The sequence below is a fragment of the Streptococcus azizii genome, assembly GCF_001984715.1.
GTDB classification, from domain to species: Bacteria; Bacillota; Bacilli; order Lactobacillales; family Streptococcaceae; genus Streptococcus; species Streptococcus azizii.
In genome coordinates, this window is record NZ_MSPR01000008.1 from 29,506 (window position 1) to 51,102 (window position 21,597).

Annotated in this window: 17 protein-coding genes; all 17 read right to left on the bottom strand. The window is 43.1% G+C overall.

Going from position 1 to position 21,597, the window contains the following annotated elements:
- Positions 1-30 precede the first annotated feature (30 nt).
- The 17 genes from BVE84_RS05000 to BVE84_RS05085 all read right to left on the bottom strand — a co-directional run bounded on the left by BVE84_RS05000 (position 31) and on the right by BVE84_RS05085 (position 21,268).
- Positions 31-714, bottom strand: coding sequence for a DUF4956 domain-containing protein (locus BVE84_RS05000; protein ID WP_076995967.1), 684 nt, complete (start codon positions 712-714; stop codon positions 31-33).
- Positions 695-1,438, bottom strand: a complete 744-nt coding sequence (locus BVE84_RS05005; protein WP_076995968.1) for a polyphosphate polymerase domain-containing protein — start codon at positions 1,436-1,438, stop codon at positions 695-697. Before BVE84_RS05005 ends, BVE84_RS05000 begins: the two co-directional genes overlap by 20 nt.
- A gap of 567 nt (positions 1,439-2,005) precedes the next feature.
- The gene (pheT, locus tag BVE84_RS05010) at positions 2,006-4,408 is read right to left on the bottom strand and encodes a phenylalanine--tRNA ligase subunit beta (protein ID WP_076995969.1); all 2,403 of its coding nucleotides are present in this window, start codon (positions 4,406-4,408) and stop codon (positions 2,006-2,008) included.
- A 9-nt stretch (positions 4,409-4,417) separates the two neighbouring features.
- Positions 4,418-4,936: a GNAT family N-acetyltransferase gene (locus BVE84_RS05015; protein ID WP_076995970.1), complete on the bottom strand. Its 519-nt coding sequence runs from the start codon at positions 4,934-4,936 to the stop codon at positions 4,418-4,420.
- An 8-nt stretch (positions 4,937-4,944) separates the two neighbouring features.
- Positions 4,945-5,991: a phenylalanine--tRNA ligase subunit alpha gene (gene pheS / locus BVE84_RS05020; protein WP_076995971.1), complete on the bottom strand. Its 1,047-nt coding sequence runs from the start codon at positions 5,989-5,991 to the stop codon at positions 4,945-4,947.
- An 810-nt stretch (positions 5,992-6,801) separates the two neighbouring features.
- Positions 6,802-8,526, bottom strand: a complete 1,725-nt coding sequence (locus BVE84_RS05025; protein WP_076995972.1) for a glycoside hydrolase family 3 protein — start codon at positions 8,524-8,526, stop codon at positions 6,802-6,804.
- 830 nt (positions 8,527-9,356) lie between these two features.
- Entirely contained in the window at positions 9,357-10,151 is a 795-nt protein-coding gene (locus BVE84_RS05035; RefSeq protein WP_076995974.1) for an HAD family hydrolase, read from the bottom strand.
- 1 nt (position 10,152) lies between these two features.
- Positions 10,153-10,992, bottom strand: a complete 840-nt coding sequence (locus tag BVE84_RS05040) for an SDR family oxidoreductase (protein ID WP_076995975.1) — start codon at positions 10,990-10,992, stop codon at positions 10,153-10,155.
- Between the two features lie 18 nt (positions 10,993-11,010).
- Positions 11,011-12,105, bottom strand: coding sequence for a mannonate dehydratase (gene uxuA, locus BVE84_RS05045; protein WP_076995976.1), 1,095 nt, complete (start codon positions 12,103-12,105; stop codon positions 11,011-11,013).
- Between the two features lie 14 nt (positions 12,106-12,119).
- Entirely contained in the window at positions 12,120-13,520 is a 1,401-nt protein-coding gene (gene uxaC, locus BVE84_RS05050; protein ID WP_076995977.1) for a glucuronate isomerase, read from the bottom strand.
- Positions 13,510-14,142 (bottom strand): bifunctional 4-hydroxy-2-oxoglutarate aldolase/2-dehydro-3-deoxy-phosphogluconate aldolase, encoded by a 633-nt coding sequence (locus tag BVE84_RS05055; protein WP_076995978.1) that lies wholly within the window; start codon positions 14,140-14,142, stop codon positions 13,510-13,512. The genes uxaC and BVE84_RS05055 overlap by 11 nt, the downstream gene beginning before the upstream one ends.
- 131 nt (positions 14,143-14,273) lie before the next feature.
- On the bottom strand, positions 14,274-14,993 hold the full coding sequence (locus BVE84_RS05060; RefSeq protein ID WP_076995979.1) for a FadR/GntR family transcriptional regulator: 720 nt from the start codon (positions 14,991-14,993) through the stop codon (positions 14,274-14,276).
- 43 nt (positions 14,994-15,036) lie between these two features.
- Positions 15,037-16,836 (bottom strand): beta-glucuronidase, encoded by a 1,800-nt coding sequence (gene uidA, locus BVE84_RS05065; protein ID WP_076995980.1) that lies wholly within the window; start codon positions 16,834-16,836, stop codon positions 15,037-15,039.
- 20 nt (positions 16,837-16,856) lie between these two features.
- Entirely contained in the window at positions 16,857-17,885 is a 1,029-nt protein-coding gene (locus BVE84_RS05070; protein ID WP_076995981.1) for a sugar kinase, read from the bottom strand.
- Between the two features lie 286 nt (positions 17,886-18,171).
- On the bottom strand, positions 18,172-19,722 hold the full coding sequence (locus BVE84_RS05075) for an MFS transporter (protein ID WP_076995982.1): 1,551 nt from the start codon (positions 19,720-19,722) through the stop codon (positions 18,172-18,174).
- A gap of 213 nt (positions 19,723-19,935) precedes the next feature.
- Positions 19,936-20,238 (bottom strand): GNAT family N-acetyltransferase, encoded by a 303-nt coding sequence (locus tag BVE84_RS05080; RefSeq protein WP_076995983.1) that lies wholly within the window; start codon positions 20,236-20,238, stop codon positions 19,936-19,938.
- Between the two features lie 199 nt (positions 20,239-20,437).
- Positions 20,438-21,268 carry a DNA/RNA non-specific endonuclease gene (locus BVE84_RS05085; RefSeq protein ID WP_076995984.1) on the bottom strand — a complete coding sequence of 277 codons (831 nt, stop codon included), beginning with the start codon at positions 21,266-21,268 and terminating at the stop codon, positions 20,438-20,440.
- Positions 21,269-21,597 lie beyond the last annotated feature (329 nt).

Genomic DNA, 21,597 nt, shown 5'->3' on the forward strand with positions numbered 1-21,597 from the left:
GAACCAACTGGAGGATGTAGAAGGTGATGACTATAAATATTTTTTCTTAGGGACTTGCCGATGAAGATTGACCGAGACGGGACCTGCGACCAGTAAACGGTCCATCAATTCCTTGTCGGTGACAGTGCTGTCCAGCAATACCTGGTATTCCAAGACCAAGAGATTTTTCTTGGATTTATATTGGACAGATAACAAGTCCGCCTGCTGACAAGTCTTGCCAAGTTGGCGTTCAAAGAAATCTTGGTAATCAAAATCTTTTGCAATACCAATTAAAAGGTAGCGCTGATGTTGACTCACTTGAACAAAGCGGGTCTGTTCCAATAACAAGATGACTCCTCCTAAAATAAGGGTGACAGCTATTGCAAGGGCCAGATGCCCCATCCCTGTCGCAAGTCCTATGGCAGTCGCCATAAAGACTGCCAAGAGTTCTTTTGAACTACCCGCAGCTGAGCGAAAGCGAACGAGGCTAAAGGTCCCCGCTACTGCCACACTTGTCCCTAAACTTCCATTGGTCAAAAAGATGATCACCGCAATGAGACTGGGAAGCAGGGTCAGAGTGACAACAAACTCCTTGGTATAGCTAGCCTTATACTTGTAAATCCCCGCTAGCAGCAACCCCAAGAGCAAACTGACAGCAAAGCACAGTCCTAATTGCCAAATGGAGACGTTGACTGTACTGCTCGTAAAAACACTACTAAATAGCTGCGTCAACATGGCAATCACCTCCTCTACTTGCTTGAGCTAGGCGATAGGCATTACCGTATTTAGAAAAAGAGCATTTTTCAATTTGGTATTTTTCCAGTAGGGCGATGAGCCACGCTGGTTGCTCCTCTGGCACCTTGATTTCCATGATGACCTTGTCGGGTTCAAGTAAATGCTTCCCAAATTTCCCCTTATTTATCCCAACATGCTCATCACGATAGAGGAGATTTTGATCGATTGTCACGCGTACCTTCCTATCCTCTTTTCCCTTGAAAGAAATCCGATCATAATAGATATACATTTTGGGGGCGATTGTCCCGTAGCGCTTCCGCAAGGCGGCTAACTCCAAGCCAACTTTCTCATCAGCAATCATCTGATCAGTCCAGCCATTTTCCACGTAATTCATGACTGCTAGTGGAGTTGAGGTCAGGCGGTACTTGAAGCCAATTTTATTTTCTTTTTTCTTGATTTCTAAAAAAGCCTGACTCGTCTCGCTTGGTTTGGCATCATAGACCCTCATTCTCACCTTTTCCCGACCATATTTCTTATCAATGGCATCTTGAATCATCTCAAAATCATGATTGTCAAAATAGATATTGGTAATGGTAGATGTCGCATACTCATCTGCAACCATATACTCTTTCAAGTCTTTTTCTAGTTGAACCAGCACCTTCTTGTCTACAATGTACTTAGATTCCCTGCGCTTAAACTGTTTTTGGATCATTCTTGTTTTCATCTGCTACTTCCTTTCTCATCGATAGTAATAGTCTAACGGAAAAACTTGAAAGAAAACTGAAAGTTTCATTAAAGAAACCTTAAACTATTTTCAAATTGGCTATACGAATCACTCGATAGGCACAACATAATACTCAATAAAAATCAAAAGTAGACTAGGAGACGCAGGCGAAGGTAGAACTCTGTTCCACCCTATTTCAAGGGAACAGGCTGAAAACCTCCACTGGAGCTTTTCACTCACCGAGACAAGTTGACAACGTATCCTTTTGATTTTTATTGAGTATAAGTAGCGAACGAAGTGAACATTTTGAGATAGGCTCCACCCTCGTGCTATTCTAGACAAGTACTATATTATTATCTAAAACGGGATTGTTGAGATTCAAACATGAGGGAAAAGCCCCAAAAGGCGGGAGTTGTATCCGTACTATTTTAGAAAAATACCAGCAACTACAAATTATAGACTCTCCCAATAAAAAAACGAATGAGGATACTTAGCTGTTGGAAACTAATGTCCATTCATTCGTTTTGGATGTGATGGATTTCCGGTTTGAAGCAGTGTAGCAGCCTACTACCGAATTTCTGCACCTATTTGACTAAGGGCGCTAGAGATTTTCTCCATATATTTAGCCACTTCTTCATCTGTCAGACTATCCTGCGGATTTTGGAAGGTCAGGTTATAGGCCATCGATTTTTTACCTGCCTCAATGTTGCTTCCAGTGTAAATATCAAAGAGACTGACCTTCGTGAGGCGTTTGACCTTGGCCGATGTAATCGCATCAAGAATAGCTTGGTGCTGGGTCTCTTGAGCGACCAAGAGGGCAATATCACGGCTGACCGCTGGGAATTTTGAAATGTCTGCAAACGGTTGAGCTGGTTGCAATGCTGCCTCGATTGCATCTATATCCACCTCTGCCACATAGGTTTCTGGGATGCCGTAGTCTTTTGCCAGTTGTGGGTGTACCTGTCCGACAATACCAATCACCTGACCATCTAGCTCAATCTGCGCAGCTCGACCCGGATGAAGGGCGAGAAGGTCTTGCGTCGCCACATAGTCAACTTCCAGTGAGTACTTGGCAAACAGGGCTTCTAATATGCCTTTCGCATGGAAAAAATCAAAGGGAACTGCTGCCGTTTGAAAGTCTTTTTCTGCTACTAGACCTGTCAAGGCAAAGGCAAACTTCGTTACTTCCTGAGGCAATTCCTGACTTGGATCCTCTACCTGTTCAAAGACTTTTCCGATTTCATATAAGGCCAAATCCTTGTTTTTACGAGCTACATTATAGGAGATGGTTTCAAGCATGCCTGCAATCATATTTTGACGCAGAACAGAGCGATCCACCGTCATCGGCCACATCAGTTCTGTCAAAGTGCTTGGAGTCAGGTTAAATTCAACTGCCTTTTTAGGAGTTGTCAGAGCATAGGTTATTATTTCACTCAGACCTGCCCCTTCCGCCACTGTCCGAATGTGACGGCGGAGTTTTTGGCTACTCGTCAGCTCGCCGACTGTTCCGTCCGCTTTCGGTAGAGTGGTCGGAAGATTATCATATCCATAAATCCTTGCAATTTCTTCGAGCAAGTCTGCTGGAATGCGAATATCCCAGCGGCGACACGGAACTTGAACGGTGAAATTCCCTTCATCTCCTGTAGTATCCATACCCAGACGACGGAAAATCGCCGCAATGTCACTGTAAGCAAGCTGAGTTCCTAAAGTACGGTTGACATAGTCCAGACTAGCAGAAACAGGTAGCGGGCTGGTCTTGACGTCTCCTGAAGAAACCACTCCTGCCAGCACTTGACCGCCTGCTAGTGCTGCAATCATGCTCGCTGCTGCATCTAGTGCCGCAGTCATATCTTCCACATTGATTCCTTTTTCAAAACGAGAAGATGATTCTGAACGTAGATTCAACCGATTAGAAGTCTTGCGGATTGATTTTCCATCAAAAAGAGCGACTTCTAAGACAATATTTTTAGAGTTGATATCAATCTCGGTCGTTGCACCACCCATGACACCACCGAGAGCTACAGGCTTATCCGCAACAGAGATGACGATATCATCTGCTACCAGTTCACGCTCCACTTGATCCAAGGTGACTAGACTTTCCCCGTCTCTTGCATCACGCGCCACGATGGTCCTGGCTTCAAATTTATCCACATCAAAAGCATGCATTGGTTGTCCAAAATACAGCAAGATGTAGTTGGTCACATCGACTACATTGTTAATCGGACGAATCCCAGCATTCATCAAAAGATTTTGCAACCACTGAGGACTTGGGGCAATCGTCACGTTTTCAATGACACGCGCTCGATAGGTCGCAACCTTCTGAGACTCAATTTTCACCTCAATCACATCGCTAGCTGCTTTCTCCACTTCAGTAAGCGGAAAGTCCCTAAACTGAACTGCCTTGTCATAAATTGCTGCGACTTCATGAGCCACTCCACGCATGGAAAGAGCATCCGCACGATTTGGTGTAATCGATAATTCAATCACCTCGTCATCCAAGCCTAGATAAGGGAACACTTCCTCACCATTGATTGCCTCTGTTGGCAAAATCTGAATCCCGTCTGCAAATTCCTTTGGAATAACAGACTCCGAAATCCCTAGCTCCCCGAGCGAGCAAATCATACCGAGCGATTCCAAACCACGGATCTTCCCTTTTTTAATCTTGTAATTACCAGCGATACGCGCGCCAGGAAGTGCCACTATAACTTTGATTCCTGCACGAACATTCGGTGCTCCACACACGATTTGACGTGGTGTACCTTCTCCCACATCCACTTGGCAGACATGGAGATGCGTATCTGGTACGTCTTCGCAAGAGAGAACCTCTCCTACCACAAGTTTTGATAAACCAGTTGCAGCGGTGGTCACTCCCTCTACCTCGATCCCTGTTGTGGACATTTTTTCAGCCAAGTCTTTACTCGGCACATCAATATCCACCAATTCTTTTAACCATTGATAACTTACTAACATGTTACTTCCTCATTTTTCTTCCCTTAGCTGCTTTTTCAAAAGCCAGTCAATATCTACTGTTTCTCCTGTTACATATTCGTGCTGACCAAAGCGTTCAAATCCATACTTGAAATAAAATTGTTGGGCCTTCACATTCTTCTCCCACACTCCTAGCCAAGCCCAGGTAAAGCCAGCTTTTTTAGCTTCTTGTAAGGCAAATTCAAACAAGGCCTTGCCCAGACCATAGCCCTGATGGGATTTTAGGACATACAGGCGTTGAATTTCAAAGGCAGATTCCAGTTCGTGTTCAGTCTGAGCCTGCCCCCAATTCACCTTCAAAAAACCAACAGGCTCTCCCTCATAGAGAACGAAATAATGGGCAGATTCTGGATGACTCCACTCTTTTTCCAAAGTTTCAAGAGCTAAATCATGGGTATAGAAATACTCCAAATCCGCTTCCTTAATCCATTCTCCAAAGGTTTCTCGAAAGGTCTGCATAGCCATTTCCCTCAGCAAGGGAAGGTCTTTTTTCTCAATTTCAACAATCATCTGACACCTCATTTGAATTGCTCAGAAAAACGAATATCACCTTGATAGAAACCACGAATGTCATTGATTCCATAACGGAGCATAGCAATCCGTTCCTGACCAAGACCAAAAGCAAATCCAGAGTATTCAGTCGGGTCAATACCACTCATTTCAAGGACATGAGGATGTACCATTCCTGCACCTAGGATTTCAATCCAGCCAGTTTTCTTGCAGACATTGCAGCCATCACCACCACACTTGAAGCAGGAAACATCAACCTCAACTGAAGGCTCTGTAAATGGGAAATAGGATGGTCGAAGACGAATCTGCCGATCCTCTCCAAACATTTTCTTGATAATCATCTCAAGCGTACCTTTCAAGTCGCCCATGGAAATATTTTTCCCAACAACCAGACCCTCAATCTGATGGAACTGGTGGCTGTGGGTCGCATCGTCGGTATCCCGGCGAAAAACACGCCCCGGAGAAATCATCTTGAGATCACCTTTTGAAAAGTCATGTTGATCCATGGTGCGTGCCTGAACGGGGCTAGTGTGGGTTCGCATTAAGATGTCTTCAGTGATATAGAAGGTATCTTGCATATCGCGAGCCGGATGATCCTTTGGCAGATTCATCCTCTCAAAGTTATAGTAATCTTTTTCTACTTCAAAACCATCGACAATCTGGAAGCCCATGCCTAGGAAAATATCTTCAATTTCTTCACTCGTCTGAGTCAAAATATGACGGTACCCCTGCCTAACTGCACGTCCTGGCAGGGTCACATCAATGGACTCTTGCGCTAATTGTGCCTTGATTTTTTCAGCTTCCACCAATGCTGCTCTTTCTTCAAAAGCCTTCGTCAATAGGTCTCGAACCTCATTCACCTGCTTTCCAATAATCGGCTTCATCTCATTTGACAGGTCTCGCAAGCCTTTTAACAAATCGGTCAAAGAACCTTTTTTCCCAAGAACAGCGACCCGCAAATCCTGCAAGTCCTTGGCATTTTCATGACGAATCTTTTGCAACTCATCAAGCGTTGATTGTTTCAATTCTGCTAGCTGTTGTTCAATTGTTGACATAGTTCCTCCAAAATAAAAAACGCATGACCACACCCAATCGGAGCGTTGTCACGCGGTACCATCCGTTTTCATTTGCCCATTGCAAACCTTTATTCTAAGCCCTTATGCGAGTGAATTCAACCTATTTTCACTGAATGAGCTTCCAGTCACGGCTCATCTCCCTAGACAGCTTCCCTAAATCTACTAATCTCGCAGGCTTCTATTCAATTACCACCATTCTAGCAAAAATAGCCAGATTTGGCAAGGATCTAATATTTCTGTTTTAGGGAAGTAGGGAGTTCAGTGATTGTTACTACCCTAATCTAAAATTGAAGATCCAGGCTCATCAGGTATCCATCCAACACATCGTCAGCCTCCTATTTTTGACGTAGCTGTTACAAACTTTGCCTGCCTTACAGACATGGAAACAACTAGCCAGTGGAGAGTTGCTTCGTTCAAGGATATTCGCTCTTTCAACGTCCTTTGTATCTTGATGTAATTGAGTTCGGACTACACTCTGTGCGAAAAGATAGGCAGCTGTTTCGGCTTTAGCCGATTACAGCTGAGAATCCCTTTGGGATAAATTTTCCTAGCTTCAAAGGTATAGTATACCTTTGAAGGCGGGAAGTAGGGCTTGCGAGAGCAAGCAACTATCGTAGAGTACGGCAAAGCGAGTTCCAATAATCTAGGAGAGTAAAACAGTTCGGGGAACTGTTTCAGCTTGAGCCTAGAAATTTGAGAGCGAAGTAGGCGAGGCTAGCTGTTGACCTAAGTCACCTGCTCCGATTCCCTATTTTTCTTCACATTTTCTTAACGTCCTCACATCTTATATTACAACTTTGCCTGCCATTTCTTAGTCCAAACATGTTCGTTTGGAACACCGTGGAAGGGAGTTTTTCCTTCCAATTTATCAATGAGGACTTCAAGGGTATTGGAATTATGATGATAGGCATTGATGGCTGTTTTCACCATCGTTGCGTCGTGCAAATGGGTCGTATAGTTGAGCGATACCAAGATTGTCGGCACTTCGTGTACATACCAAGGCACTTCATTTGACATAGCTGTTTTCCATTGAATACGGTAGTTATTTTGCGCACCATAACCAACGACATTTGCCACTGTCAAAGCTAGGTCAACCTCTTCCCGATACTTCAAGGTCGGACCCTTGATACGAGTATTTCCGTCATTGACGGTAACTTCATAACCTCTGCGCTCCAAAGCAGCCTTGAGATTCTCCACTACCTCATCACTGGCTGCCATGATTCCCCCTTTTTCCCCTTCTAGGTAGTACAGGCGGATACGGCGGTGGGTTTCCGGGCTAATCGGTAAATTGTCTTGCGTATCTTTCAAGAGGGTAATAGACTTGTCTGCCGCCTCTTTCTGCCAAGCCAAGTGTTCTTCACAGCCAATTATTTTTAAATCTTCTGCGGTTTTTAACAGTCTACCTTGAACCTGTTTCAGATGAAGATTCAACTTCGCCTTTAAGCCCAAAATGCGACGAACAGCATCGTTCAAACGTTCCTCAGTAATCACACCCTTACGGTAGCCATTCAACATAAACTGGAAATCCTCTTCCATATCGTTGAAAAAAAGGAACATGTCACAGCCCGCTGCGATGGCTCCTGGTACATAGTCTTCCCTGCGCATGGCTGCTGTCATTCCCAACATGTGGCTGGCATCTGTTATCACCAAACCATTGAAACCAAGATTGGTTTTCAACAGCCCCTCAATCAACTCTGGTGCCAAGGTCGCAGGTAGAATATCCTCATCCTTTAAGGCTGGGTTTAGCTCTTTCTGATAATGCGGAAGCGCAATATGGCCCGCCATAATCATCTCTACTCCACGTTCGATATGATGACGGTACACTTGACCAAAGGAAGCCTCCCACTCCTCTTTTGATAACTCGTTAACACCAAGCACCAAGTGCTGATCCCGTTCTTCTGTTCCATCACCAGGGAAGTGCTTGATACATTGAATCACTTCACGCTCTGCCGTTAGACCATCTAAATAGGCACTGGTATAACGAATGACATCGTCTGCATTTGTCCCATAGGAACGGGTATTGACGATGGTGTTACGCCAATTTTCCAAAATATCCACACACGGGTCAAAGTTGACATTGACACCGAGCGCTGTTTCTTCACGAGCAGATACCAATCCTGCTAGATAGGGAACACGGGTATCTCGGCTTGCTTCTGACTGGGCTCCTGAAGAAATATAGGTTCCACCCTTGACGGCACCATCTCCACCAGAATCACAGTTGGCAGCAACCAAAAGTGGCACCTTGGAATAACCCTGTAATTCATTGATTAGCCCTTGTACTTGCTCTGGGCTACCATTCATGTAGCGCGCACCACCGATGTGGTATTTGTCAATAATCTCTTGATTTGTTAAGGTATTTCCGCTAAAGGCATCACCACCAAAAAAGAAAAGATTGACGAATAACTGCCCAATTTTCTCTTCATCTGTCAAGCCTGCTAGTGTAGACTCCACCCATTCAAGCTGGTCTTCGTTTAAATAATATGGTTTTTTGCGTAAATCAACTAATCTGGTCATTCGACACCTCTTTCTATCAGCAGTCAAAACTGCCTCTGTCTAATATTTAGAATTTTATACAGTCTTTTCATCTACATTTGGAATTGAACTCAAGCTACAACTCACTGATAATAAAACGAATCCAGTGGAGTGAAACAGTTCGAGGAACTGTTTCAGCTGGTCACTCAGAAACTAGAAAGTGAACACGGAAGTCCGAGCATAAAAATCGGAAAGCGAGGCGTAGGCAGTGGAGTGAAACAGTTCGAGGAACTGTTTCAGCTGGTCACTCAGAAACTAGAAAGTGAACACGGAAGTCCGAGCATAAAAATCGGAAAGCGAGGCATAGGCAGTGGAGTGAAACAGTGCAGGGAACTGTTTCAGCTAGTCACCCAGAAACAAGAAAATGAACATGGAAGCCCAAGCCAAGAAATAGATAAGCGAGGATAAATACTCCTAGCTTCAAAGGTATACTATACCTTTGAAGGCGGGAAATAGGAGTTTGACAAGGTAAACTCTCCGTTGACCTCTTACGCCAAATTTCCTATTTTCGCTTTGAGTTTTTAATACCCTTTGTATCTTGTGTAATTGAGTTCGGACTAAAAATGTTAGAAAAAAGATAGCAATAGTCAGGGAAGTGACTATTGTTACCCGAGCATAAAAATGAAAAGGCGAGGCTACTGGTCGCCTGAGTCATCTGCTCCGATTCCCTATTTTTCTTCACATTTTCTTAACGTCCTCACATCTTAATTGAACTCGTGCTAAAAGCTCGGAAAAAAGACAGCCCTCCTTGTCTTCTTCAAAAACTGCGTCAGCTTCCTATTGTTCAGTCGCTTTTTTAACGCTCTCGTATCTTATTTTAAATTCTTCCAAAATTGGTCTATCAATTCTGCTTCTAATGCCTTCGTCCACTCCTTACTCAACCAGTCCCGGCTATAGATTTGGAGCAGGTTTTGCCAAGAAGCTGCCTCTTTTCCAACTAAAATCGGATAAAAAGATAGGCCATTCTGCTCAGCAGCTTTCAAGTCTCCTGGTGAGTCACCTATCATCAACATCTGACTTCTCTCATACCCCGATTTGACTAAGCTAGACAGAACATCTTCCTTTTTTCCTCGATCTTGGCAATAGAGATCATCCACAAACTCCAGTAGACCTTGAGTCTGCCATTCTTCTAGCACAGCTTCCTTATTAGCCGAAGAGACAACAAAGATTTTTCCCTTTGTTGCGAGAAATGCAAGCGCCTCTCGTACGCCTTCAAAAGCACGGACTTCTCCCTTGTAATCTTTGATGGACTGGTTGACTTGCAAAGACCAATCCAAGGCCTTCTGCAAGTCTTCTGACGGAGAAGATTCAAGAGCCTCTTTCAAGGAATCATTGGATAAGGATGGGGTCGTTGTGACCCAGGCTTCCAACCGGTCAATGCCTGTCACACCTGCATATTTTAGACCCGTCAACAAACCTACAAAACGATTGATTCCCCGTGTTTTTGAATAGAGGTTGACACGATTCCATTCAGTCAAAAAATCAGCCTTATCTGAAATATCAAAGATCTCTGCTGCCAAAGGGCCGAAAAAGAGCTGATGCTTGTAGGTCATGGTATCCATAGCACAACCATCTGAATCAATACAAAATACGTAGTCTCTATCCATATCATACTCCAGAATAGGCTGAGAAACCACCATCAATCGGTAGCACTACCCCGTTGACAAAACTTGCTAAATTCTCATCTGCTAGGAAGAAAACACCGCCGACTAATTCTTCTGCTTCGCCGAATCGTCCCATTGGAGTATTGGTCAAGATTTTATTGGCACGTGCAGTAGGTTGACCAGTCTCATCAAAGAGTAAGCCACGATTTTGATTGGTCACCAAGAAGCCTGGAGCAATCGCATTGCAACGAATACCAACCTTGGAAAAATGTACTGCCAACCACTGGGTGAAGTTGCTAATCGCTGCCTTGGCACCTGAATAGGCAGGGATTTTTGTAAGAGGAGTAAAGGCATTCATACTAGAGATGTTGATGATACTAGCTCCTTTTCGCCCCACCATATCTTGAGCAAAGACTTGAGTAGGAAGCAAGGTTCCCAAATAATTCAAGTGAAAAACGAAGTTGATGCCACTTTCATCTAAATCAAAGAAGGTCTTTGTGTCACTTGGTAAATCCAACTCGTAAAACTCATTATCTGTTGTTGCCTTCGGATTATTTCCCCCGGCACCATTGATCAAAATATCTGCCGGTCCAAAATCTGCCAATATCTGTTTGTGTACCTCTTCTACATTCTCTTTTGATAGAACATCTGATGAATAGGCTTTTGCCACCCCACCAGCTGCTCTTATCTCATCAACAAAGACTTGGGCAGCTGCTTCATTTAAATCAAGAAGTGCAACCTTGGCACCTGCCCTTGCAAATTCTTTAGCCAAATAGCCACACAAGACACCTCCGGCACCTGTAATCACCACAACCTTGTCCTTAAATTCAATTACTCTTGTCATCTGTCTTTCTCCTCTTATTTATTTCTGCCCAACCGTCTTTTCCTGTATACCGAAATCTGGCACCTTACCTGCTGCTCTCATATTGGCTTCATATAAACCATTGAAATAGGTTGCCCCCAAGGCTCGGTCATAGAGTCCATATCCTGGCGTCTTAGTCTGATCGCCCCAGATTCTACGACCGTGGTCAGGGCGGAGCGCTCCTTGCCAATCGTACTCCACTAGCAATTTTACAATCCCGTTCATATCAATATCACCTGCCTGCGATAGATGGGCAGTCTCTTGGAAGCCCCAATCGCCAGCCGTGACATTTCGCGTATGCATAAAGTTGATACGATGACGCTTCAAGGCATACTCTGTCATAGCAAGAACATCATTTGTAGGATCTGAAGCGTACGAACCGACACACATTGTGATACCATTGGTCGGCGAATCATATAAATCAAGAAAACGCTCCACTGCTCTTTGCCCAGTAATAATACGTGGGAGTCCAAAAATACCGTACGGCGGATCGTCAGGGTGAATGGCCATTTTCACACCAGCAGCTTCAGCAGTCGGCATAATCGCTCGAATAAAGTAAGCGAGATTATCCCACAAGTCCTCTTCTGATATATGCTGACGATAATTTTCAATAATAGCCTTCATTTCATCCTTAGAGTAAGAAGAATCCCAGCCTGGCAAATTCAAGTCATCTGCCACAGGATCCACCCCTGCCAAATCTTCCTTCAGGAAAGCAAGTGAGGTCGACCCATCAGGAAGAGGGTGATGCAAATCTGAACGAGTCCAGTCAAAGACCGGCATAAAGTTGTAGCATACAACCGGAATACCAGCAAGACCAACGTGTTTGATGGAAGTCTTATAATGCTCAATCAACTCATCACGGTTGGGCTTTCCTTGCTTAATATCTTCATGTACGGGGATGGACTCAATCACCGTGATTTCAAGACCCGCATCCTCTACCATTTTTTTCAACTCTACTATTTTTTCCAAAGGCCAGACCTGACCAACCGGAACATCGTAGACTGCTGTAACAATTCCCTGCATTCCCGGAATTGCTTTGATGTCTGCCAAACTCACGGGGTCCTTTTTCCCATACCAACGAAAAGACATTTTCATCTTTATTACCTCATCTATTCTTCAAAAAATTGTTTAGCGTTGTGATAAGAAATAGCTTCCACCATTTCTCCCAAGGCCTGATAATCTTCTGGCACTTCCTCATCTACTATCCATTGACCGATGTATGATGCCAAAATTCTCCTAAAATAGTCGTGCCGCTGATAGGATAAGAAGCTACGTGAATCTGTCAGCATGCCGATGAAATTCGTTAGCATGCCTTGCTCTGCATAAGCATTCATCTGTTCTACCATACCAAGTTTAGTATCGTTAAACCACCAACCTGCTCCAAATTGCAGCTGGCTTTTGATTCCTTTTTCATTGGCTTGGAAATTAGCCAAGGTATTGGCTAAGGCAATATTGTAGACCGGATTTAAGTTATACCAAATCATCTTCGGCAGATAGTCTACCTGCACCAAATAATCTAAGAGTTGATTTAAATGACTGGTCAAATGTATCTGCTCTCCTATCGAATCTACCCCAACATCTGCACCAAGGCGACGGAAGAGGTCTGTATGATTATTCCGAAGGGCTCCAAAATGCACTTGGGTAACAAGGCCATACTGCTTGTAAAGTCGGCACAGTTCAACAAAAATAGCAGTCTGCCACTTTCGAATATCTGAAACACTTGGTATTTGACCTGCTAAACTAGCCTGCAACAAGGCGTCCAATTCTTCCTTGCTTGCCATTTCAAAGCAAATCTCAGTAAAACTAATATCACTCGCCAAACACCCCACTTGAGCAAAGTAAGCAATCCTATCTTCCAAAGCAGCAACAAAACTGTCAAAGTGAGCAATCGTGCGATGTGTTTTTTCTGCTAGACGGTGGACAAAATCACCAAAATTCCGATGTTCGATAAAGGCTTCATCAGGTCGGAAGGTCGGCGCCACAACTGTCTCAAAACTCTGATCATCTCTCAAGGCTTTGTGCCATTTTAAATCATCCAAGGGATGGTCCGTTGTGCCGATGAAGGTCACTCTAGCATCCTTAATCAGCTTTCTAGGAGTGATTTGCTTTTCTTGCAAAACAGTATTCAAGTGTCTATATAATTCTTCTGCATTTTTTTCAGCCAGCGGCTCGCTCACTCCAAAAACCTGCTGTAACTCCAAATGACTCCAGTGGTAGAGCGGATTGCCATAGGCCCTGCTGACTGTTTTGACCCAGGCTTTAAATTTGCTCAACTTGGGAGCTTTCCCTGTAATCTCTTCTTCCGGGATACCATTGGCACGCATTAAGCGCCATTTATAATGGTCCCCACCTAGCCACAAATCTACAATATTATCGTAAGGCCGATTTTCATATATTTCTCTCGGATCTAAGTGACAATGGAAATCATAAATGGGTAAGTCTTTTATCCGATGATAGAGGCGATGAGCAGGTTGATTTTTCAACATAAAAGAATCGTCATTAAAGGTCATCTGAGCCCTCCACTGCTTCTACAAAAGACCGAGCAATTTCTGTCACGCTCTCGTACCCACCTTCAGCCACCTTGCTAGCAAGGGCTGAACCAATCCCCACCGCACAGGCTCCAGCCTTTTTCCAAGCTAGAACATTAGCAACCGAAACGCCACCTGATGGCATCAGGTTAACCTCTGGAATCGGGCCATGAATATCCTTGATGAAATTAGGGCCTAAGATTCCTCCAGGAAACAATTTGATAATCGGACAACCCGCTGTTTGAGCCGACACGATTTCTGTTGCCGTTGCACATCCTGGAAAATACAAGACTTCCTGCTGTCCTGCTAATGCTTGAATGGTTTCTGAGAAATGTGGACTGACCAGGAATTTGGCTCCTGCACCGATGGCCTTTTGAGCCAAATCAGTTGACATGACTGTTCCTGCCCCCACAATGACAGATAAGTCATCTGAGAACTCACACCTTAAATCATGGATTACTCGTTCTGCATTAGGAGTCGAAAAGGTAATTTCAATATTTTTTATCCCACCTAAAATAGCATGCCTGGCAATCTCAACCGCGTCAGCCTCATCCTTTCCGCGAATAACTGCAAAGAAATAATTCTCTTTTAGCTGTTGTAACATATGTTCTCCTTTCTTTTCGGAAACGCTATCACTATGATTCTAGTATATAATTCATCTGATGATTTGTCAAGAAAAACAGCAAAAAAAGAAGATAAGTCTCCAAAAATTACTTGAAAACTTATCTTCTTTTACTATTTTTCTACTGAATGTAGACCGTGGATCGTTAGATCCTTATCAAACCATTCCGTCAAAACACTCTGTCTAACAGCAACTATATGGGCTAACATACTATCATAAGCTGCCACGGGGTGCCGTTGCTTAATAGCCGATAAAATATTACGGTGGGCTTTTAGACTATCTGATTTCATCTGACGATTTGTATAATTTTCATTGATGAGATGAATGGATTGGTTAATCACCGGTAGTAAACTCGTCATCGCAATATTATCACTCATCTCTGCCAACATGCTATGAAATTGGACATCGAGTTCCAAGTGGCTTTCATCCCCACGTTGAACAGCGTCTTCTATCGCATAAACAATTTCTTCCAGTCGTCTAATATCCTCATCAGAAGCAAACTGAGCTACTCTCTCTGCTATTCTAGGCTCTAAAAGATAGCGCAGTTCAAACAAATCTGTCGTCAGTTTGACACGATCTCGAACCATAGCAAAGCCTAAGGGATCCTCTGAGACTCCCTTTTTAGAGCTAATATAGGTCCCCGAACCTTGACGCACTTCTAAAATATTGCGCGTAGCAAGGCTCCGAACAGCTTCTCGAATCGTTGAACGTCCAACCTCCAAATCCTGTGCTAATTCATACTCATTCGGTAGTTTATCTCCGACAACATAGCCACGGTTCAAAATCAATTCTAATAAACGGTCCGCTGTTTTTTCAACCAAAGGTCTTGCCATCCCTATTCCTCCTTGGAAAGATTACTCTCCCCATCATTATAGCCTATTTTGACTTATAATGGTAGTTAGGAATAGCTTTCCAGCGTTTTTTAAACTCACGAACCACTTGCTTGGGTTCACGATTTCGGGAAAAGAGTCCCTTGTGATTTCCTTTCACCCGAATCAGCATAACATTGGTCTCAAAATCTGCAAAATTCCAGACCTGCTCACCCACCACATTGGGTATCGTATCAAAGACACGGTGATGCATGTCATAATAGTCTACCTGATAGCCTTCTGTATAGGGAATATCCCACAGTGACTGCAAGCCTGGTAAGGTATCCGCCCCGTATTCTGTTATTAAAATCGGTTTATCTGGATATAGGGCCTGCCAGTGATTTAATTCTGCTCTTAATCCCTGCTCGCCTTTTACCAGATCTCCATGATGTACATACCAGCCATAGTAACGGTTCAAGGAAATCACATCAACCAAGTCCATCACCTCATCCTTATCAGGTGTCGCCATCATAATATTGACCAGCGTAACAGGCCGATGTTGCGGATCTGTCTCTCTCATACGCTCAATCAACGGTTTAAAGTAGGCTCTTGCCCCTGCCTCATGGCTAGCTGGTTCATTGGCCACCACCCACATGACAACTGACGGGTGATTTTTATCCCGCATAATCAGCTCATCAATCACCTGTTCATGGGCGACACTTGTTTGCATCAGTTCCCATGTATTCCCTTGTTTTTCACCATCATTCAATAAATCCAAGGCTGCGCTGAATTGTTGAAACAAACCTACTGCTGGAACTTCATCAATCACTACGATGCCCATACGGTCTGCCAAACGCATCATTTCTTCAGAATAAGGATAGTGCGATGTCCTAAAAGAGTTGGCACCGATTTCTTTTAACAAATTCAAATCCATAAGATTGGCCGCCTCGTTCAACCCACGTCCATTGATATAGGTATCTTCGTGCTTACCAAAACCCTTGAAATAAAATGGTTTATGGTTAATGAAAAATTGCCCATTTTTAACATGAATACTGCGGATACCAAAGGATTCTGTATAGCTATCAAGTAGCTCACCAGCCATCCACAATTCGACATGAGCAGTATAAAGATAGGCATCCAAGACATGCCAGAGACGAGGGTGCTTGAGGGTGAGGTGACCATTCTCTAGTTCACCAACCAGTTGCCTTTCTTCATCAAAAATTTGAATGCGGACTGCATCAACCGCTGCTACACTTTCGACTGCTACCTCTACGTGCGCTTCTGACAAATCATCTGATAACTGGCTAGTAATGACAATATCCCGGATATGATTTTTGGGTCGTGTATAAAGATGGACATTACGATGGATACCGGCGTAATTATAAAAATCAAAATTCTCCAACACCTTTTTGCGAACCGTTCCATCTTCTTGAACTTCTTCGACATAATTTCCAACTGGCAAGGTGGTGTAGTTTAATTCATTGTTGACACAAACAGTTAGTCGAATACTATCTTCCCGATAGAATTCCGCTGGGATGACACACTCAAACGGCGTGAAGCCTCCCCTATGTTTCCCAAGGACAACTCCATCAACATAAACAGTTGCATGGTGGGTAACAGAGCCAAACCGAAGGACCACTTCTTCTTGACTGCCAACTTTTGGAAGGAGACAATCTATCTCATACCAACTGTCACCAATATAAGAGCGCTTTTCTTTATCTACCACCACATCGTTGAAAGAGCTTGGTACCACCATGACTTCGTCCTTGTTTAGAGCCACTTGTGGATTATGACTCCCTTGTTTAAAGCGCCAAACACCATTCAGACTTTGGACCGTTCTTGTTTTTGTATTGATTGGATATAACATACTCTACCTCCTCGTAACTTTTATCGTTTTATTTCATAAGATTCATGCGCTAGTAAATGTTCTATATCAGATGGTGTCATCACATTGATGTCTCCCTCAATGGTATGCTTAAAGACAAAAGTCGCCATAGCAATCTCCAATATCTCTTGGGGAGCGGTCTCCTTCACACACCCATGAATAATCCCTGCTGTAAAAGCATCTCCCGTTCCGACCCGATCTAAGACCTGAATCATCTCTTTGTCGGTCTCATATAGGGTTCCATCTTGGTATAAAAAGGCCTTGAGTTGATATTCATTAGAATAGCTCATCTCCCTTTGGGTAAAAGCAATCGTATCAAGCTGATAATGCTCCTCAATGGCTTCTAACACTGTCAACAGGGCTTTCCTATCTTCATAAGGAGGACTCAACTGTAGTACATCCTTTAAATCACGTCCTTGTTCATCAAGCAATAAGATCGGCTCCAAACCGATACAGACATTCGCCAGTTGTAGCAAAGGAGACAATCGTTCCCGTGCTTCTTGAAACGACCTCCATAGACTGGCACGATAGTTCAAGTCCAAGGATACCTTAATCCCCTTTTTTCTCGCTAAGGTCATCAAACGATAGGTCAAATCAAAGGTCTCCTCATTCAGCGCTGCTGTAATACCACTCACATGGAACCAATCCACTTGATCAAAGACGCCACCTAGGCGATAGTCTTTATAACTTGACTGAGAAAAAGCTGAAAAATCTCGATCATAGATAACCTGACTAGCCCTGATGGAAAATCCCTTCTGATAGTAATACAATCCCAGACGCCCTGCATTTTTGATGATGTAGTCTTGACAAATTTGACGAGCAAACAAGAAATGCTCCGCCTTCTTTCCCAGTTCATTATCAGGAATAGCTGAAATCAAAGATGTCTGATGCCCTAACTGGGCCAACGTCGCTAAAACATTTAATTCTGACCCGCCAAATTGACACTCTAAACTTGTGGTCTGCGTCAAAGTTTGATAATAAGGGGGAGACAAACGTAACAAAATCTCCCCAAAAGCCAATACTTTCTTCATCGTCTCTCCTCCCATTTTTAGATAGGCACTACTATATCTAATGAAATCATATAACAATAGCAGGCGAAATATATGATTTCGGCCTGCTGCCTAATAGAGTATACTTAGTTTACTTTTATTATAATATTTTGGTTTTTTAGTACTAGACAACGAGATGCAGGCTGCTTCTATAGTCCAGTGGACTATAGAAGGTGAGAAATAGAGCTTGCGAAAGCAAGTAACTATTGTAGAGTACGGCAAAGTGAGTGTCCTAGGTAAGATAAACTAAATACCTATAGACCTCAACTTAGTCTTTGTACTGATCTACTTTATACTGTGACACGTCAACATAATCCATATCAGACAGTGGAACATTCTTGGCAATATCACGCACACGTTCTTCATCCTTTGCTGCCTTCATAACATGAATTTTCTCTTGGATACGTGCCATTTCCTTACGATCTAATTTGTAAAATTTCATCAAAAACAAAGAGATGCATAAGACAAGGGCAGGAATCACAGTTAATAGGACGATGGTAGCTATCTTCAAATCATTTGAAAAAGCCGTCTCTACTGTCGGGTATTCCTTACCAAAGCCGATAGTCGCCAAAACAAATCCAACCACCATAGGAGCAAATGATGAGGCAATGGAGTCAGTTAAAGAGAAGATTGTTCCAATCATACCAGACAGATATCGACCAGAAACAGAGGTTTCATAATCTGTAATGTCGGCACCCATAGTTAATACTAAGCCAGACGGGGCACTAGAAGCATAGCGAGCAACGATAAATACTATGAAGAAAGTAATAGTATAAAAATTCCAATTACGCAAATCCAACATACCAGGCTTTGCAACAAACAAAAGACCAGTTAGTACAGCCAATCCTACAATACCAAGTTGAAGAGCGCTTACGTAAGCGAAACGCAAACCTTTCCGACGAGCGAGCTGAGCTACCGCTACTGTCACCAAAATTCCCGGTAAAATCAAGAGCATGGACATCTGACCTGAAAGAGCGTAGTCTCCAAAAACAATACCATAGAGCATGACACCAACAACCGAATCGCCAAACAACTGGGCGACAAATTTTACAAAGGCAGCTGAAATAGAAAGGACTTGTAAGGGCTTATTTCCCTTAACGACTTGCCAGTAATCTTTTAACTTAGTTTCCTGTGTTTTCTCACCAAGACCAAAATATTTTTTATTATCCTTCTCCCAGATACCGATAATAGCTAAGATTCCTAGTAGGGCAGAAATCATTACTACACTGGTAAATAGGGTTGTGAAAAATTCAAGAGTAAAGCCACCATATTTTGGAACTAAAACACCAGACACGACTACTTGACTTCCTGTCATAAGAATAGTAGTCGCAACTCCATCTACAATGTTAAAGATTGGGCGCTGTTTGGGATCGTTGGTCAAGGCAACTTGTCCTGCTTTTGTAATAGTTTGTTGTAGTGAATAGCCAATCTTATGGACAATCATCACAAGAATGAAGAGAGGGAGACGCAATCCTTCGCTTACCCCACTCAAGCCTAACATCATGAAAAGAGAGCTGGCAGTGATGATATTCCCCAACACTAAAATCGGACGGTATTTACCAAACTTGGTATCAGTCTTGTCGATAATCACTCCTATAGTCGGATCAATAAAACCATCAAAAATACGGATATAGCCCATTAGTTGGCTAACAAATAAGGCCGCTAAACCAAGTATACCCGTTGATAAGTAAGTCACAAAGGCAAAGGCAACCAGATAAATGTTAGTAGACGAATTGTTCATAGCAAATAGAATAATCTGCCATAATTTCGCACGGTTGTAGGCAACATCAGCTGTTCTTTGCTCAACTGTTTTATCCATGTGAAAATCTCCTGTTTTCTTTAATAATTCTACAACATTTTTTGAAAGCGCTTTTGTTGTATCTTTATTGTATAATTCATCTGATGTTTTGTCAATTATTTTTTTGTTTTTTTCATAAAAAACGCCTTTTTTGCAAAAATCAGGTAAAAATCATCTGATTTATTTCAAAAAAATAATAGGAAGCTGCAATAGTCCTCCTACCATTTTATCCTATCAATATCTCCGACAATAAGAAGTCCCCTTCTCAATCGGTGCGTTTGGTCTGAATCCGCAGACCATAAAACATTTCTGCAAGGCATGATTCTCCTTATCTATTTCACGAACACCAAGCATTGAATAACCTTGGCTTTGTGCTTTTACTATCAAGACTTGAATCACCCTTTTTCCTATCCCTTGTCCACGATAAGTGACCTCTCCAATTACAGTCGGTAAACCATCTGGCGACAGGCTTACATCTTCAATCGCTTTCCAGCCCTCCTGTCCTCGAATCTCAATCGTATACAGTTCCCCTACCAATCAAGGTAATCGTACATGCACCGTAATTTTTCTAAACCATAGGTCCCTACCAAATCTATCTTGATACCAGACTAAGGCTTTGCTCTCTTTTGGCTTTCTGGAAAATAATACTCAATAAAAATCAAAAGTTGATGAAGTATCCTTTTGATTTTTATTGAGTATAAGCGTAATGTTTCATCCATTTCAAGCATACTATCTTCTACGGAGTAGAGTCAATCCGCCCACTATGATAATCAATTTTTAACCCCCTTTGTACATTGGGGACAAAGACGTTAAACTCAAGACTTCCATCTGCCGCCTTGGCTTCCAAATGACTGCCTACAGGCACTAGGTCCTCTTTAGATTGATAAATCAGCGTCACACGATAGCGCACTCGCTTATTCATATCCAAGGCTTTACGAACCTGTGTCTCAAAGTAATTCTGACCAGTCGCCTCTTGACGATTGGCCTGATTAGCCCATGCTGTCTGAACAGCTATATTCTTGGGATTGCTAGTGGAAGCATCGTAACCCTTTAAGCCTCCAATCAAAGAATAGGCCAGTAAATGTCCCCTATCAATAGCATGATCATATTCACCCTCTAGCCCCTTGACCTGATGCCAGCCTGCTGGCTTCCAACTGGTTGACCCATTCCCTGTTTTCTCCCGTTTCTGATACTGACGCGTCGCCTTACTTAACAAAGCGTTAGCGACTGTGGGGACAACCTGTCCCTGTGCTATCTTCGTTTTATTGTCTGCATAAGGAACACTGGCTACAGAAGCGTCCAGATTAGTTTTATTGCCATTAACGACAAAAGCTCCTGCTCCGTTGTAGACAAGATCTGCTCCTAATTGGACCCGAACAGCTTCTGTTAAAACGGAGGCAGCCAACTCCTCTGAAGGAGTCTGACCATTCTCGGCAACAGCCATAGCCTCTTGATGTGAATCTCTAATCGGATGTCCTGTAAAAAAATACCCTCCCATCACCAACAAGAGCGTCAGCAGCAAGCTCATCAGGCTAAGCTGCTGTTTTTTTCCTTTTTTCTTTGCCATATCTCTCCTCTTATAGTATAAGAGGTTAAGCCAACCTCCTATCGTTTTCAGCCTTTAAATAGTTAGAATATCCTCAAGGAAATCGTCAGCAGACCACAATCTGTGTAGAAGATCTAGCCTACCGTAAGTATCATCATTTCATTTATACCTAAAGGTAGCCACAGCTGTCATTGACTAAAGCCGAAACAGCTGCGTCTCTTCTATTACTTCGACGAGTGAAAACCTCCACTGGAGCTTTTCAGACTGCCATCTTTCATTAAAAAAGTGGTCGTCTGAAACTCCGTCTCCCTATTTCCAACCTTGCCCACTTCGCTCTCAAATTTTTAGGC

Bases quoted from the DNA above. Each gene is read 5' to 3' on its own strand.
- BVE84_RS05070 (WP_076995981.1), bottom strand. From the start codon at position 17,885: ATGAAGAAAGTATTGGCTTTTGGGGAGATTTTGTTACGTTTGTCTCCC.
- uxaC (WP_076995977.1), bottom strand. From the start codon at position 13,520: ATGACCTTTAATGACGATTCTTTTATGTTGAAAAATCAACCTGCTCAT.
- BVE84_RS05035 (WP_076995974.1), bottom strand. From the start codon at position 10,151: ATGGATAGAGACTACGTATTTTGTATTGATTCAGATGGTTGTGCTATG.
- BVE84_RS05075 (WP_076995982.1), bottom strand. From the start codon at position 19,722: ATGGATAAAACAGTTGAGCAAAGAACAGCTGATGTTGCCTACAACCGT.
- BVE84_RS05085 (WP_076995984.1), bottom strand. From the start codon at position 21,268: ATGGCAAAGAAAAAAGGAAAAAAACAGCAGCTTAGCCTGATGAGCTTG.
- pheT (WP_076995969.1), bottom strand. From the start codon at position 4,408: ATGTTAGTAAGTTATCAATGGTTAAAAGAATTGGTGGATATTGATGTG.
- BVE84_RS05055 (WP_076995978.1), bottom strand. From the start codon at position 14,142: ATGTTACAACAGCTAAAAGAGAATTATTTCTTTGCAGTTATTCGCGGA.
- pheS (WP_076995971.1), bottom strand. From the start codon at position 5,991: ATGTCAACAATTGAACAACAGCTAGCAGAATTGAAACAATCAACGCTT.
- BVE84_RS05025 (WP_076995972.1), bottom strand. From the start codon at position 8,526: ATGACCAGATTAGTTGATTTACGCAAAAAACCATATTATTTAAACGAA.
- BVE84_RS05005 (WP_076995968.1), bottom strand. From the start codon at position 1,438: ATGAAAACAAGAATGATCCAAAAACAGTTTAAGCGCAGGGAATCTAAG.
- BVE84_RS05060 (WP_076995979.1), bottom strand. From the start codon at position 14,993: ATGGCAAGACCTTTGGTTGAAAAAACAGCGGACCGTTTATTAGAATTG.
- BVE84_RS05015 (WP_076995970.1), bottom strand. From the start codon at position 4,936: ATGATTGTTGAAATTGAGAAAAAAGACCTTCCCTTGCTGAGGGAAATG.
- BVE84_RS05000 (WP_076995967.1), bottom strand. From the start codon at position 714: ATGTTGACGCAGCTATTTAGTAGTGTTTTTACGAGCAGTACAGTCAAC.
- uxuA (WP_076995976.1), bottom strand. From the start codon at position 12,105: ATGAAAATGTCTTTTCGTTGGTATGGGAAAAAGGACCCCGTGAGTTTG.
- BVE84_RS05040 (WP_076995975.1), bottom strand. From the start codon at position 10,992: ATGACAAGAGTAATTGAATTTAAGGACAAGGTTGTGGTGATTACAGGT.
- uidA (WP_076995980.1), bottom strand. From the start codon at position 16,836: ATGTTATATCCAATCAATACAAAAACAAGAACGGTCCAAAGTCTGAAT.